This window comes from Nonomuraea sp. NPDC005650 (assembly GCF_040605375.1).
Taxonomy (GTDB): Bacteria; Actinomycetota; Actinomycetes; order Streptosporangiales; family Streptosporangiaceae; genus Nonomuraea.
Window position 1 is genome coordinate 1 of sequence record NZ_JBEXCR010000082.1, and the last position, 12,568, is coordinate 12,568.

At 71.0% G+C, this 12,568-nt stretch carries 15 protein-coding genes; 5 read left to right on the forward strand and 10 right to left on the reverse strand.

What is annotated here, in order from left to right; translation table 11 throughout:
• Positions 1–213 precede the first annotated feature (213 nt).
• Positions 214–735, reverse strand: a complete 522-nt coding sequence (locus tag ABZS69_RS64060; RefSeq protein WP_355393973.1) for a nucleoside deaminase — start codon at positions 733–735, stop codon at positions 214–216.
• A 236-nt stretch (positions 736–971) separates the two neighbouring features.
• On the opposite strand from ABZS69_RS64060, the gene ABZS69_RS64065 reads away from it, so the two are divergent.
• Positions 972–1,892 (forward strand): NADP-dependent oxidoreductase, encoded by a 921-nt coding sequence (locus tag ABZS69_RS64065; RefSeq protein ID WP_355393976.1) that lies wholly within the window; start codon positions 972–974, stop codon positions 1,890–1,892.
• Between the two features lie 191 nt (positions 1,893–2,083).
• Here ABZS69_RS64065 and ABZS69_RS64070 read toward each other — a convergent pair whose 3' ends face one another.
• The 5 genes from ABZS69_RS64070 to ABZS69_RS64090 are packed head-to-tail and all read right to left on the reverse strand — an operon-like array spanning position 2,084 to position 6,097.
• A complete protein-coding gene (locus ABZS69_RS64070) occupies positions 2,084–2,428 on the reverse strand; it encodes a ferredoxin family protein (RefSeq protein WP_355393979.1) in 345 nt (114 codons plus the stop codon).
• Positions 2,425–3,798 (reverse strand): FAD-binding protein, encoded by a 1,374-nt coding sequence (locus ABZS69_RS64075; RefSeq protein ID WP_355393981.1) that lies wholly within the window; start codon positions 3,796–3,798, stop codon positions 2,425–2,427. Before ABZS69_RS64075 ends, ABZS69_RS64070 begins: the two co-directional genes overlap by 4 nt.
• Positions 3,799–3,808: 10 nt before the next feature.
• Positions 3,809–4,564: a DUF427 domain-containing protein gene (locus tag ABZS69_RS64080; protein WP_355393984.1), complete on the reverse strand. Its 756-nt coding sequence runs from the start codon at positions 4,562–4,564 to the stop codon at positions 3,809–3,811.
• Between the two features lies 1 nt (position 4,565).
• Positions 4,566–5,591 (reverse strand): 2-oxoglutarate and iron-dependent oxygenase domain-containing protein, encoded by a 1,026-nt coding sequence (locus tag ABZS69_RS64085; RefSeq protein ID WP_355393988.1) that lies wholly within the window; start codon positions 5,589–5,591, stop codon positions 4,566–4,568.
• Positions 5,588–6,097 (reverse strand): alpha/beta fold hydrolase, encoded by a 510-nt coding sequence (locus ABZS69_RS64090; RefSeq protein WP_355394081.1) that lies wholly within the window; start codon positions 6,095–6,097, stop codon positions 5,588–5,590. The genes ABZS69_RS64085 and ABZS69_RS64090 overlap by 4 nt, the downstream gene beginning before the upstream one ends.
• On the opposite strand from ABZS69_RS64090, the gene ABZS69_RS64095 reads away from it, so the two are divergent.
• Entirely contained in the window at positions 6,050–6,193 is a 144-nt protein-coding gene (locus tag ABZS69_RS64095) for a hypothetical protein (protein WP_355393991.1), read from the forward strand. The two genes, ABZS69_RS64090 and ABZS69_RS64095, sit on opposite strands and share 48 nt — an antisense overlap.
• A gap of 162 nt (positions 6,194–6,355) precedes the next feature.
• On the opposite strand, the gene ABZS69_RS64100 is transcribed toward ABZS69_RS64095, so the two are convergent.
• Both ABZS69_RS64100 and ABZS69_RS64105 read right to left on the reverse strand, forming a co-directional pair.
• The gene (locus ABZS69_RS64100; RefSeq protein WP_355393994.1) at positions 6,356–6,688 is read right to left on the reverse strand and encodes an integrase core domain-containing protein; all 333 of its coding nucleotides are present in this window, start codon (positions 6,686–6,688) and stop codon (positions 6,356–6,358) included.
• Between the two features lie 450 nt (positions 6,689–7,138).
• Positions 7,139–7,582, reverse strand: a complete 444-nt coding sequence (locus ABZS69_RS64105) for a MarR family winged helix-turn-helix transcriptional regulator (RefSeq protein WP_355393997.1) — start codon at positions 7,580–7,582, stop codon at positions 7,139–7,141.
• A gap of 105 nt (positions 7,583–7,687) precedes the next feature.
• Between ABZS69_RS64105 and ABZS69_RS64110 the strand changes: the two genes are divergently transcribed.
• Both ABZS69_RS64110 and ABZS69_RS64115 read left to right on the forward strand, forming a co-directional pair.
• Positions 7,688–9,073, forward strand: a complete 1,386-nt coding sequence (locus ABZS69_RS64110) for an MFS transporter (RefSeq protein WP_355394000.1) — start codon at positions 7,688–7,690, stop codon at positions 9,071–9,073.
• Entirely contained in the window at positions 9,070–9,471 is a 402-nt protein-coding gene (locus ABZS69_RS64115) for a PPOX class F420-dependent oxidoreductase (protein ID WP_355394003.1), read from the forward strand. Before ABZS69_RS64110 ends, ABZS69_RS64115 begins: the two co-directional genes overlap by 4 nt.
• A gap of 208 nt (positions 9,472–9,679) precedes the next feature.
• On the opposite strand, the gene ABZS69_RS64120 is transcribed toward ABZS69_RS64115, so the two are convergent.
• Entirely contained in the window at positions 9,680–10,405 is a 726-nt protein-coding gene (locus tag ABZS69_RS64120; protein WP_355394006.1) for an alpha/beta hydrolase family protein, read from the reverse strand.
• A gap of 159 nt (positions 10,406–10,564) precedes the next feature.
• Between ABZS69_RS64120 and ABZS69_RS64125 the strand changes: the two genes are divergently transcribed.
• Positions 10,565–11,386, forward strand: a complete 822-nt coding sequence (locus tag ABZS69_RS64125) for a helix-turn-helix transcriptional regulator (RefSeq protein WP_355394009.1) — start codon at positions 10,565–10,567, stop codon at positions 11,384–11,386.
• 194 nt (positions 11,387–11,580) lie between these two features.
• On the opposite strand, the gene ABZS69_RS64130 is transcribed toward ABZS69_RS64125, so the two are convergent.
• Entirely contained in the window at positions 11,581–12,489 is a 909-nt protein-coding gene (locus ABZS69_RS64130; RefSeq protein ID WP_355394012.1) for an NmrA family NAD(P)-binding protein, read from the reverse strand.
• Positions 12,490–12,568 lie beyond the last annotated feature (79 nt).

Here is a 12,568-nt window from a genome sequence, read left to right on the forward strand (position 1 = left end):
GCCCACCGATCTCCAGCTCAATCTCCTAGACCTCCTCGACATCGATCCACGAGACCTTCGCTGAAGATCGCTCACGTGCGGAAAACGGGGCTAGCCGGCTCCATCTGGACCGTCATCGAGTCAGGTGGTCCGGTCTGGCGCGTTGATGCCGGCCGAGATGGTCGGCATCGCCGGCCAGGGTGCGAACGCTGATGCCGTTCGCTCGGCGGTTGACTATCCGTGCTGATCAGGCGGACTCGCGAGCTCGGACGCCCACCGCCGCATCCCTGGGCTCTTCGCTACTTCTGCATAGCGTTTGAACTGTTCGCGACACTGTTGCCGGAGGATGCCGCCATCGACGTCCGGGACCCGGGCGAACTCCTCTCCGGGCCGTTGCGGCTGCCACTGGGCCGCGGCGTCGGCTGCGCCGTCGCTCGGGGATTCGAGGCCGTTCCAGATCTGCGTCACCCCCAGCGTCATGGCGGCTCCGAGGCACATCAGGCATGGCTCCAGGGTTACGGCGAGAATCAGTGGGTCGGTACGTTTTCGCCGGCCCAGCCGTTGATCGGCATCGATCATCGCCAGCAGGTCGGCGTGGACCAGCCGCCGGCCAAGTGTCCGTTCCTGCGTGTACGCCCGTCCGATGATCTCTCCACCCATGGCCACGACTGCGCCGATGGGCAGTTCGCCCGCAGCCAGACCTTCCTCGGCCACCCCGATCGCCAGGTTGACCAGCTGGTGCGAGGTGGGAAGCATCTTTGCCCCTCCATGAAATTGGTGATGCCGTGGCCGCCGAAGAAGCGCCCGGGTGCTTCCACACCGGAAGCGTGGCACGGCGCCGACCCGCGCCTGAACCTGAGGCTGCCGGCGCGCAGCCCCGCCGCATCCCGCTGCGCCCGTTTCCTCCTGCACGAAGCGCATCGACCACTATATTTCTGTAAACCCTACCTGTTTAATTGGATATTCTAGGCGCACAAGCGGTAGGAGGTCCGATGCCCAAGGCATATGTGTTCACCCAGTACGGCGGCCCGGAAGTGGAGGCGTTCGCCGAGGTCGAGCGGCCGGTCCCCGGTGCCGGACAGGTCCTGGTCACGGTGCGGGCGGCCGGGGTCAATCCCGTCGACTGGAAGAGGCGGACGGGCTACCGTCCGCCGGGCGCCCCGGCCGCCGACTTCCCAGCCGTGTTCGGGGGCGAGGTCTCCGGGGTGGTCGAGCAGGTCGGGGACGGCGTCGAGGAGTTCGCGGTCGGTGACGCGGTCTTCGGCAACCCCGTCAGCGGCGGCTACGCGGAGTACGCGCTGCTTCCGGTCGGGCTGACCGCGCGTAAGCCCGACGGCCTGTCGTTCGCGGACGCGGCGACACTCCCCATCGCGGCGGCGACGGCGTTCGACGGCGTACATCAGCTGGCGCTCCCACCCGGCGCCACCCTGTTGATCACCGGCGTCGGGGGCGGGGTCGGGGTGGCGGCGGCACAGATCGCGCGGCACACCGGTGTGAGGGTGATCGGCACTGCCAGCGCCGGCAAGAAGGACTTCGTCGAGGCGCTCGGCGCGGTCCACGTCGAGCTGGGACCGGGTGTCGCAGACCGGATCCGGGACGCCGCACCGGAAGGCGTCGACGCGATCTACGACCTGGTCGGCGGCAGCGCGCTGGAGGAGGTGGCCGGCGTACTGGCGGATCGGTCGAAGCTGATCACCGCGGCCGACCGGGAGACGGTCGCGCGGCTCGGCGGCTCACCGGTCCAGCGGGTCCGTGACCGGACGGTGCTCGACGCGGTTGCGCACCTGGCCGTGGAGGGGATGCTACGGCCGTTCGTCACCCAGACCTTCCCCCTTGCGCAGGCACCCCAGGCGTTGCGCACGGTGGAGAGCGGCCACGCGCGCGGCAAGATCGTGATCGAGCTCGGCGCGTGAGCGTTGCCGGCGCGATCAGGATTCGTCCGGGGACCAGTTTCGCCTATGAGCTGGCCCGCAAGCCGGATTCGGAGTGATCTCCCACTTCGGCACGATGGCCGGGTCGCCACGATGGCCCGGACGCGCAGGGCGGGCACGGCGGCCCGAACCCGGAGGCGGCTCCGGTGACGAGCACGACCGGCGCTTCCCCATCACGAGATGATCACCTGCGACGTCGAGGGCAGCACCGGCCCGATCGCCCGCCGGGCGCCCGGGGTGCGCCCGTGTCCCCAGCCGATCTGCCGGCGGTATCCGCCCAGCAGCCCACGCTCGGCCAGTTCCGTCACATCGGGCGGCTCCGGGAGCGGGTGCGCGGCCGGGGCCACGTAGAGGGCGTCCACCGGGCAGTACGCCTCGCACATGAAGCACGTCTGGCAATCGCCCTGCCGCGCGATCAGCGGCACCCCGTCGTCCCCGCGTACGAACACGTCCGTCGGACAGGCCTCGACGCATTTGTCGCAGGCGATACACCGGTCGCGCAGCACGATCTCGATCACGACGCCACCGCCAGCGGCCACCCGGTCTCCGGCAGCACCCAGACCTCGTCGAGCCCGCCGGAGATCAGCCGGTGGTGCTGGGCGGGGTCGGAGCCGGGGTGGTCGGCACGCTTGTGCATGCCGCGGCTCTCGGTTCTGGCCAGCGCACTGGCGTACATCCACCGGGCGTGGGCCGCCATCGCGGCGGCCGAGCGGGCGCGCACGACGTCGGGGCCGTCGGCGCGCAGGCCGTGCCTGGCCCGTTTCCAGGTCTCGTCGAGCGAGGCCAGCGCGGGCGCGAGCCGATCGCCGTGGCGCAGGTAGTTCTTCTCGTACGGCAGCACCTCGGCCTGGACCGCATCGATGATCTCGCGATGCCCGGCCCGGTCGCCGCCGGTCGGCCGCAATCCGGCGCCGCCCGCCCCGCGCACGGCCCGCGTGGCCGCCCGGGCGCCCAGAGCACGGGCGTGACGGGCCGCGGCCTGCCCCGCCCAGGTGCCGGACGACATCGCCCACGCCGCGTTGTGGCTGCCGCCGCCGGTGAAGCCCCCGCAGATCGGCTCCCTGGTGGCCGTGTCGCCGGCCGCGTACAGGCCCGGGACGGAGGTGGCGCAGTCGTAGCCGGTCAGGCGGATCCCGCCGGTCCCGCGTACGGTCCCCTCCGCCAGGAGCGTGACGGGGAAAAGCTCGGTGAACGGGTCGATCCCCTGCCGGTCGAAGGGCAGGAAGAAGTTGGGCTGAGCCAGCCGCATCGCCTGCCTGATCCCCTCCCCCGCCTGGTCGAGGCGGCAGAAGACGCGCTCGGACAGCAGCGCCCGCGCGATCACCGACCGGCCGCGCGTGCTGCCCGCGCCCTCCAGGACACTTCCGTCGGCATGGTAGAAGGTGGCGTAGGAGTAGAAGGCGGTCTTGGTCACGGAGGTGAACTCGGGGGCGATGGCGTAGGCGTTGGAGAACTCCATGCCGGACAGTTCGGCCCCGGTCTCCGCGGCGAACAGGGCGCCGTCGCCGGTGTTGACGTCGCAGCCGAGCGCCTTGCTGAGGAAGGCGCAGCCGCCGGTGGCCAGCACCACCGCGCCCGCGCGCACCCGGTAGGAGTGGCCGTGCTGCCTGCGGTGACCGGCCGCGCCCGCGCCCGCGCCGTCCGCGTCCACCAGCAGTTCGGTGACAGGGCTGTGGTCGAGCACGCGCACCCCCGAGCGGCGCGCCGGGTCGGGATCGACGTACCAGACTCCGGTGCCGGCGGCAGCAGTAGCACCGCTCGTGCCCAGGTAGCCCTTGTCGACCAGGACGACGTCGGCGCCCGACTCGGCTGCCTTGACGGCGGCCCAGGCGCCGGCCGGCCCGCCGCCGGCCACCAGGACGTCTGCGATGAGATCCAGATCGGTCATGACTTCCTCCTCATGGGAGATCCGCAGGGCGGCTCGTCAGTCCTGCGCTGAAGAAGGTGACGGGACGTTCCTGCGCGACGCCGTCGACGACGATGTCCACTGCCTCGTTGTAAAAGGCCACATGCCCCTTGATCGGCGCGGCGGCGGGGATGGGGTCGGGGTAGGCCCAGGCGACGTCCGCCGGCGCGCCGCCGCCCTTGAGCGACCAGTAGGAGGCCACCCCCTTGTACGGGCACCGGGTGTGCGTCTCGGTCGGCTCCAGCAGGTCGAACCGCACGTCACCCGGCGGGATGTAGTAGCGGGTCGGCAGGCCTGTCTCGAACAGCAGCACCGCGTGACGGGTGTCCGCGACCACCTGCCCGCCGATCTCGACGACGACATGCCGGGCGCTGGGGATCGGGTCCACCCGCTTGTACGGGTCGCGTGGGTGCACGAAGATCTCCTCTTCCTCCTCGTACCAGTGGTCGAGCACCACGTCCGGATGCCGGAACCACGCGAACGCGATGTGGTCGGGAAGCTCCGGATAGCGCCAGGCGGCGTCGCGTACGAGCGCGTCCCCGACCGCGAGGTCGTAGCGGACGCCCGGCGGCTCCCCGGCGTCGCGCAGCAGGTCGGTACGCACGTCACGAGCGGGGAAGGCGTACCCGGGCACCGGCCGGCCCGGCTCCCACACGAGCACGGGGGCGCGGCTGTCCACGACGACGACGCCGTCGCGCAGACCGCGCACCCAGCGCTCGCTCGGCTCCCAGCGAAAGTCCTCGGGCATGTCAGGTCTCCGCCAGCTCGGCCACATACGGGCGGCCCTCGCTCCACGCCGCGACCTGGTCCGGCCGGCCGAACACCTCCAGATACTCCTCGACCTGCCGCTTGGCCTGGTCCCACAGCAGCACGGGCTCGTAGTCGGAGCCCTCGGGGCCGACGAACGGGGCCAGCGGCTCGATCACGGTGTCCAGGCTGGGATGCCAGAACACGCCGGTCGAACGCCTGGTGACCGAACCACCCGCGACCACCCGGTGCGTACCCGCGGACAGGCGGCCGTTCGTCCACTTGGTGAGGATGTGACCGGAGAACACCTGCAGGGCGCCGGGCACGATGGGGACCGGAATCCACTCGCCGTCGGGGCCGCGGCCCTGCAACCCGGCGTAGTCGCCGCGCTGGTGCAGCACCGTGAGCGCGGAGCCGTCGGCGTGCTCCAGCAGGAGCAGCTTGTCCTGGTCGGTGTCGCCGCCGTCATCATAGGTCCAGGTCGGGTAGTCGTTGACGACGAAGCTGGTGTAGTAGGGGCGTCCGGAGGTGGGGAAGGTGCCGGCGGGGACGCCGAGCAGGCGCGCGTACAGGGTGAGCACCTTCTCGGCCACGCCGACCGAGGCGTCGTGGTAGCGCGCGGCCAGGTCCTTCAGGCCCGGCTCCTTCGGGGGCCAGACGTTGGGGTGGGCGTAGAGCTGCGCGTGCTCGTCGCCGAGCCCGGCCGCTTTCGCCTCCTCGACGCTGCCGAACTGGCCGATGATGAAGCGTTCCAGCTCCAGGCGGCCGAAGTCGTCCGGCCACTGCCGCCAGCCGCGGTAAGGGTGGCCGGTGGGGCTGGCCAGCTCGGCCTTGTCCTCGCGGGGCAAGGCCAGAACGCGGCCGATGGAGTCGTGGAAGCCGTCGATGAGCTCGTCGGGCACTCCGTGGTTGGTCACCTGGATGATCCCGATCTGCTCGGCCGCCTCGCGGGCGGCGTCGAGCAGTTCGGGCGGGGCGTCGTCGCTGAGGGCGAGTTCGAGGTCGATGAGGGGGATCTGGGCGGTCATGAGCTGCTCCTCGTGGTCGTACCGGTCAGCAGGAGGTCGGCGAGCCGGGCGGGCGTGAGCCCGGCCGCGGTGGGTGGTGGTCCGTCGGGAGCGGGGCTGTGTCCCTCCGAGGCGACGAGCCGGGCGGACGGCACGCGCTCGCTCAGCTCGGCCACGGCAGCGTCGCTCAGGCTGCCGCGGACGACGGTGACAGGTGCTCCCCCGGCGGCGAGCCGGGCGAGCCCTTGCCAGAGGTACTCGGCGTCGTCCGAGGGAGCGGGATGCCCGGGGAGGGTTCCGATGAGAATGAGGGCGGGGACGAGGTGCGGGTGCCGGGCGGCCAGCGCGGCGGCGGCGAGCGCGCCGAGCCCGGTCCCGGCCACCGCCTTGGCCTTCGGGGCGAACGATCTGATCGCCTCGGCGATGGGCAGCACCAGTTTGCGGGGCGCGTAGACGGCGGTGTGGCGGCTGGAGCGACCGTGGCCCGGCAGGTCGAGGGCCAGCGCTGGCCGGCCGAGCCCGGCCAGCGGGCCGTCCCAGTCGCGGGCGCTGCCGCCGGCGGCGTGCAGCAGGACGACTCACCAGGCTCTGCGCCGCCGCCACCGGTCGACTCCAACGCGTAACACCTCCCGCGTCCCCAGAGCCATCGCCGCCCCCAGGCACATCACGCATGGCTCCAGGTTGACCGCCAACCGCAGCGGACGCGACCGCGGACGCCACTCCAGCGCCTCGTCCGCCTCGATCACCGCCGACAGTGCGCCTGCCCAAAACTACATCCATGCAGTTCAAGCGGCATATGAGTACTCGTGGAGGACTCCGCCGAGTCGGCCCCTTCTGCATATGTTCAGCTCAGCGATTCGCGTCGGATCCGCGATCGGGCCAGGGACGGCGCATAGCGGGGCCGCTTGATCCAGGGCTTGATGGGCGCAATGCCGGTTGTAGAAGTGTTCGTACTCGTACAGGGCGTGACGCAGGTGGCGTTCGTCCCATACCAGGCAGCGGTCGAGCAGCTCGCGACGGCACGACTGTACCCACCGCTCCATGACCGCGTTCATGCGCGCTATCCGGATCCCGGTGAGCACGGTCCGGATGCCGGCCTCAGCCAGGATCTCATCCATGAGGGCGGGGACCTTCCCATCCCCGTCGCGGATCAGATAGCGGGCCTGGCAGCCGACCTCTTCCAGGGGCCATCGCGAGGCTCTTCATCGCCTGGATGGTCCAGACCGCGGTCGGATGGGCGGTGGTGCCCAGCATCCGGACGCGCCGGGTGCGTACTCGATGCCAGCCAGGATGTACGGGCGCTGCCCCGTGAGGGTGACGGTCTCGATGAAGTCGCAGGCCAGCAGCACCCCAGCTTTCGGGCGCAGGAAGTCAGGCCAGTTGCTGGACGTCCGCTCAGGTGCCTGACCAGCGCCTTCCTGCTTGAGGATCTCCCACACGGTGGAGGGCACGGACCGTGATGCCGAGCACGGTCACAGATCGCGGCGCCAGCGCAAAACGGTGTCCGGGCGAACGAGGAGCCATAGCCGGCGCAGGACCTTGCGCGGCAGTGATATCAGCAGCGCTCTCTAGCAGGTCTGCGCGAGCAGGATGGTCAAGGTGTCGGCGACCCGCAGCCTGTCCTCCCCCGGCAGGTCCGCGGCCAGCGCCTCCAGCCTGTTGACGATCTCCCCGTGCACCCGCACGGCTAGATCCTCACCCTCGGATGTCAGCTCGACCCGGCACGCGCGCCGGTCGGCGTCGTCGCGCACGCGGCGGACCAGGCCGCGCCGCTCCGCCCGGTCCACCAGCCCGGTGAGGCTCGGCTTCTCCAGGTGCAGGAGCCTGCTGAGGTCCGTCATCCCGACCCCGTCGCCGCTCGTCAGCACGCACAGCAGCTGGGCCTGCTGTGGGGTGACGTCGTGCTCTCGGCTGACGTCGGCGAAGACGTGCTGCACCAGGTGCGACATCCGCACCAGCGCCGCGGCGAAGCCCGGCCCGGGCCGCGCCCCGGCGTCTGTCACGCTCTCCATCCGCACCTCCTGACACCGAGTGTAGTTGCGAACAGTTCGTGCTCCAAACTATGTTGTTAGCACTACGAAATGTTCGTAGTGCTAATTAAGTCTGGAGGTGCGACCATGCCGGCATCCCCCCGGCAGATCGTGACGGCGCTCGTCACGACGGTCTTCGGCTACTCCCTGATGCAAACGGTCGTGGTTCCCGCACTCGGCCTGCTCACCCGCGAACTGCGCACCACACCGGCCTGGTCGGCCTGGATCCTCAGCGCGTTCCTGCTGTCCAGCGCGGTGCTCACCCCGCTGCTCGGACGGCTCGGCGACCTGTACGGCAAGCGCCGCGTGATGGTCGGCGTGCTCGCCGCGTACGCCGCAGGCATGGCCGGCGCCGCGCTCGCCCAGGACATCGCCCAGCTCATCGCCGCCCGCATCGTGCAAGGCGCGGCGCTGGCGGTGGTGCCGCTGTCGATGGCGATCCTGCGTGAGGCGCTGCCCAGACAACGGCTGGCGTCCGCGATGGGCCTGGTGTCCGGCATCGTCGGCGCGGGGGCCGGAGCCGGGCTGGTGGTCGGCGGGCTACTCGCTGACCGGCTGTCTTGGCGCTACCTGTTCGTCCTCGGCGCCCTGCTGGCGCTGATCAGCCTGGGCATGGTCGCGCGATGGGTACCTCGCGGCGAGCGCGCCGCCTCCGGCGGGCTGGACGTGCCGGGCTCGCTGCTGCTCGGCCTCAGCCTGGTCGCGGTGCTGCTCGCACTCACCCAGGGCCCCTCGTGGGGGTGGTCCTCGGCGCCGGTGCTCGGCCTGTTCGCGCTCGGGGTAATGCTCGCGGCCGCGCTGCTGGTCCTGGAGCGGCGCAGGAGTGACGCGCTCATCGACGTCGCAGAGCTGACCGACCGGCCGATGCTGGCCACGCACCTGGCCGCGCTGCTGTTCGGCGCGGGATCGTACTTCTTCTACGTCGCGATCCCGCTGTTCGCCCAGCAGCGGCCCGGCCCGGACGGCGCCGGCTTCGGCGCCTCGGTCACGGTCGCCGGCCTGCTGATGCTGCCCGGCATGTTGGCCATCATCCCGGCAGGCATGGCGGTCGGCCGGATCTCGGAGGCGTTCAGCTCCCGCTGGCCGCTGGCGATCGGGTTCCTGGCGATGGCCGCGGGATCGGCGCTGATCGCCATCGCGCATGCCGCGTACTGGCATCACCTGGTGTTCTACGGAATGGTCGGCGCGGGGTCCGGGCTCGTCATGGGAGCGCTGCCCAAGCTGATCGCCGACCTCGTGCCACCGGCCAGGACCGGCACCGCGAACGGGCTCAACAACATCGCCCGCACCGTCGGCGGCGTCGTCGGCAGCCAGCTCGCCGCCGCCGTGATCGCCTCCGGCAGCGGCGGGCGCGCCGTGGCCGTGCCCGACTCGGCCTTCACCGCCCTGTTCTGGCTGGCGGGAGGCGTGGCGGTCCTCGGGGTCGCGGTCTCACCGTACGCCGTGCGCGTCCTGCGGACGGTGACGGCATGAGCATCTTCAGCGAACGCGAGCTGGCCTACCTGCGCGGCGAGCGGCTGCTGGGGCGCCTGGCCACCGTCGGCTCCGACGGCATGCCGCACGTCGTACCCGTCGGCTGGTCCCTCGACGAGACCGGCACGCTCATCGAGATCGGCGGGCGCAACCTCGCCCGCTCCAAGAAGTTCCGCGACATCGCGCGCGACGGCCGCGCCGCGCTGGTCATCGACGACGTGCTGCCGCCGTGGCGGCCGCGCGGTGTGGAGATCCGCGGAAACGCCGAGGCGATCGACGGCGACCGGCCGCTGATCCTGCTGCGCCCGGCACGGATCATCAGCTGGGGCCTGCACAGCGGCGCCACCATCGAGGACACCTACCGCGTCCGCGCCGCAGGACAACCCGTCGACACCTGACTCATGGCCACGATCCGGGTCCGTCGCCGAGGGCCGGCGATCACTGCCCGCTACCGGCACAGCGTTCCCTCGCCGGCTACCGCGCCTGCCTCCGGTGAGTGAATTCGAACGGAATCCGGCGCGAGTCGCGTTCGGCAAAGGGAGAGCGGCGGCTCGCCGATCAGCGAAACCTCGGCAACGCCGGATCCCGTTCCAGCGGACCCCCGAGTCAGCCGAGCTTGAGCAGCAGTTCGGTAAGCTCGGCCGGCATGGTGATCATGCAGTCGTGTCCCGTCTGCAGTTCCCACACCTGTGCCGGGCTGCCGTTGGGCTGTATCGCTGGGACGGGCCGCCGCTCGATGCCCTCCGGTACGCCGGCGACGCAGTGAATGTGCGTCCGCGGAATCGTGCGCACAGCTGGGTTGTCCAACCGGACCGGTTGGACGAGGCAGAGCACCGGCTGATCCGACAACATCGCCCGCAGCCACGCCGCGTCCGCCGGTTCGGTGACCCCGAACAGGCCCAGGGGCGGCGGCAGCTCGGGCATCGGCGGGATCCGCCAGCCGATCTCGGACTCCGCGGCGCGGTCGATGAGGGCCTGGGTCATGGGATGCACGTCTACCGCGCTCTCGCCGTCCTCGGGGACCATCGCGTCGAGATAGACCAGATGGGCGATCCCATCCGGGACCCGGTTGGCAGCGGCGGAGATGACCAGCCCGGCGTAGCTGTGGCCCACCAGGATCACGTCGGTGAGGTTCTCCTCAGTGATCAGCCTGACGATGTCGTCGACGTGCGTGTCCAGGCCCACATCGGGGCCGAGCAGATGCGCCTTGTCGCCGTAGCCGGTCAGCGACGGCGCGACCACCCGATGCCCGGCCGATGCCAGCAACGGGACCACCCGCTCCCAGCATTCCCCGCTGTGCCAGGCCCCGTGTACCAGTAAATATGTCGACATGGTGTAGCTCCTTGGTCGCGGAAGACCACCGGCCGGTTTCGCCGCGTGTTCGTGCCGGAAGTGAGGTTTCCGCTCACCCGCTGACGGAGCCAGAGCCCCCGCGATCCTGGGGGTGAGGGGACCAGGCACACACGAAGGTGCGTGAATTACCGTGGGAACATGAGCGACGAATCCAACCTTCTGGGCGATTACGTACGCGCCCGCCGGGAGCTCGTCACTCCTGAACAGGCCGGCATCCCCTCCGTTGGCGTACGGCGCGTGCCGGGCCTGCGCCGGGAGGAGGTCGCGATGCTCGCCGGCATCAGCGCCGACTACTACCTGCGCCTGGAGCAGGGCCGCGACCGCAACCCCTCGGCGCAGGTCCTCGAGTCCCTCGCCTGCGTGCTGCAACTCGACGACGACGCGACGGCCTACCTGCTACGCCTCGGGGCGGGAAAACCCCGGCGGCGACGACGGCGCCCCCGGAAGGAGACCGTCCCTCCGGGCGTCGCCAAGCTCGTCGTCACGCTCCCGCTCCCCGCGTACGTGGAGGGCCGCTACTTCGACGTCCTCGCCGCCAACGCGCTGGCGACCGCTCTGTCACCGCAACTCGTGACGGGAGGCAACCGCCTGCGGGACGTGTTCCTCGACCCCGCCGAGCAGGCCCTCTACCCGGACTGGGAGGACGCCGCGCAGGGCATGGTCGCCGGCTTCCGCAAATCCGTCGGCACCGACACGGACGACCCCCGATTCATCGAACTCGTCGGCGAGCTCTCCCTCGCCAGCCCTCACTTCAGCAGGCTCTGGGCCCGCCACGACGTGAACACGTGCGAAGGCACACCCAAGCACATCGACCACCCCCAGGTCGGTGGCCTGTCGCTGAACCGGGAAAGACTGGGCGTCAGCGGCACGACAGGCCAGACGCTCGTCGTCCTCCACCCTGACCCCGGCACCGACAGCGCCGACAAGCTGGCGCTCCTCGCGTCCGTCATGCGGACATGACCCCGCCAGTGCTCGGCCACCCGGCCGGGTGGCCGAACCCCATGAGATCGCCGAGGCGCTTCGCATCCTCGCCTGGCCGCCGTCGATGACGGCGGCGCGGTAGGCGCCGCCGACCGTGAGGAGCCGTGACAGGACCAGTGTCATGCGGTGGCGAGAGCCCGGACCGGGCGGGCACTTGACTGTCGCTCAGTGGGTCATGCCGCGGGCCGCAGGTGCTGCCACGCCCATTCCTCGAAGCTGGTCAGCCGAAGGCCGAGGTCCCTGGCGTACTGGGGCCGGGCCGGCTGGCCGGCCACGTTCAGCCACTCGTGGGAGCTGCCCATCGCCGGCATGCCGGCGGCGAGTGCCTGCTCCTCGGTCATGTCCGGCGCGGCCAGGGGCGTGCCCAGCGCGCGGGAGAGGACTGTGGCGATCTCCGTCATCGGCAGATAGTCGCTCGCCAGCTCCAGTTCGACCCCGTCGAAGCGCTCCGGCGTGGCGATGGCCGCGGCGGCCGCCCTGCCGATGTCGTCGGTAGCGACGAGGGACAGGCGAGTCCGCGGCTTTATCACGCTCACCAGGCCGCCCGCGACGCCGCGCGGGAACAGGAACGCCATAGATGGCAGGAAGTTGTCCATGAAGAAGGCCGGCTTGAGGATCGTCCAGTGGGGAAAGCCGGCCGTACGGACACGCTCCTCGATCGCGGCCTTGGCGTTCAGCGGGGCCGCCACCACCTCCCGGCCAGGGGTCTCGGTGTGGCGGCCGGCGCCGCTGGTGGACGTGTGCACGAACTGCGGCACTCCCGCGGCCTTCGCGCCTTCGATGAGGTTGACGGCCTGGGCCACCTCATCGTCGAAGTCGAAGCCGCCGGCGATCAGGGGGGCCATCTGCACGGAGAAGACGGCGCGGGCGTCCTTGGCGGCCCGGATCACCGATTCGCGGTCGTGGAGGTCGCCGATGACGAGTTCGGCGCCGAGCGCTTCGACGGCTCTGGCCCGGTCCTTGGCCGGGTCGCGGACCAGGGCGCGGACGGGGATGCTGGCCGCGCGCAGGGCGCGGGCGGTGGCCCCGCCCTGTCTGCCGGTGGCGCCGATGACCAGGACGGGCGCGGATGGTGCGGGCATGATGCTCCCTAGGGCAATAAACGGCGGGGCCCGCCGTTTTCTGTGCGATACGATACGGCGGGCCCCGCCACTTAGCAAC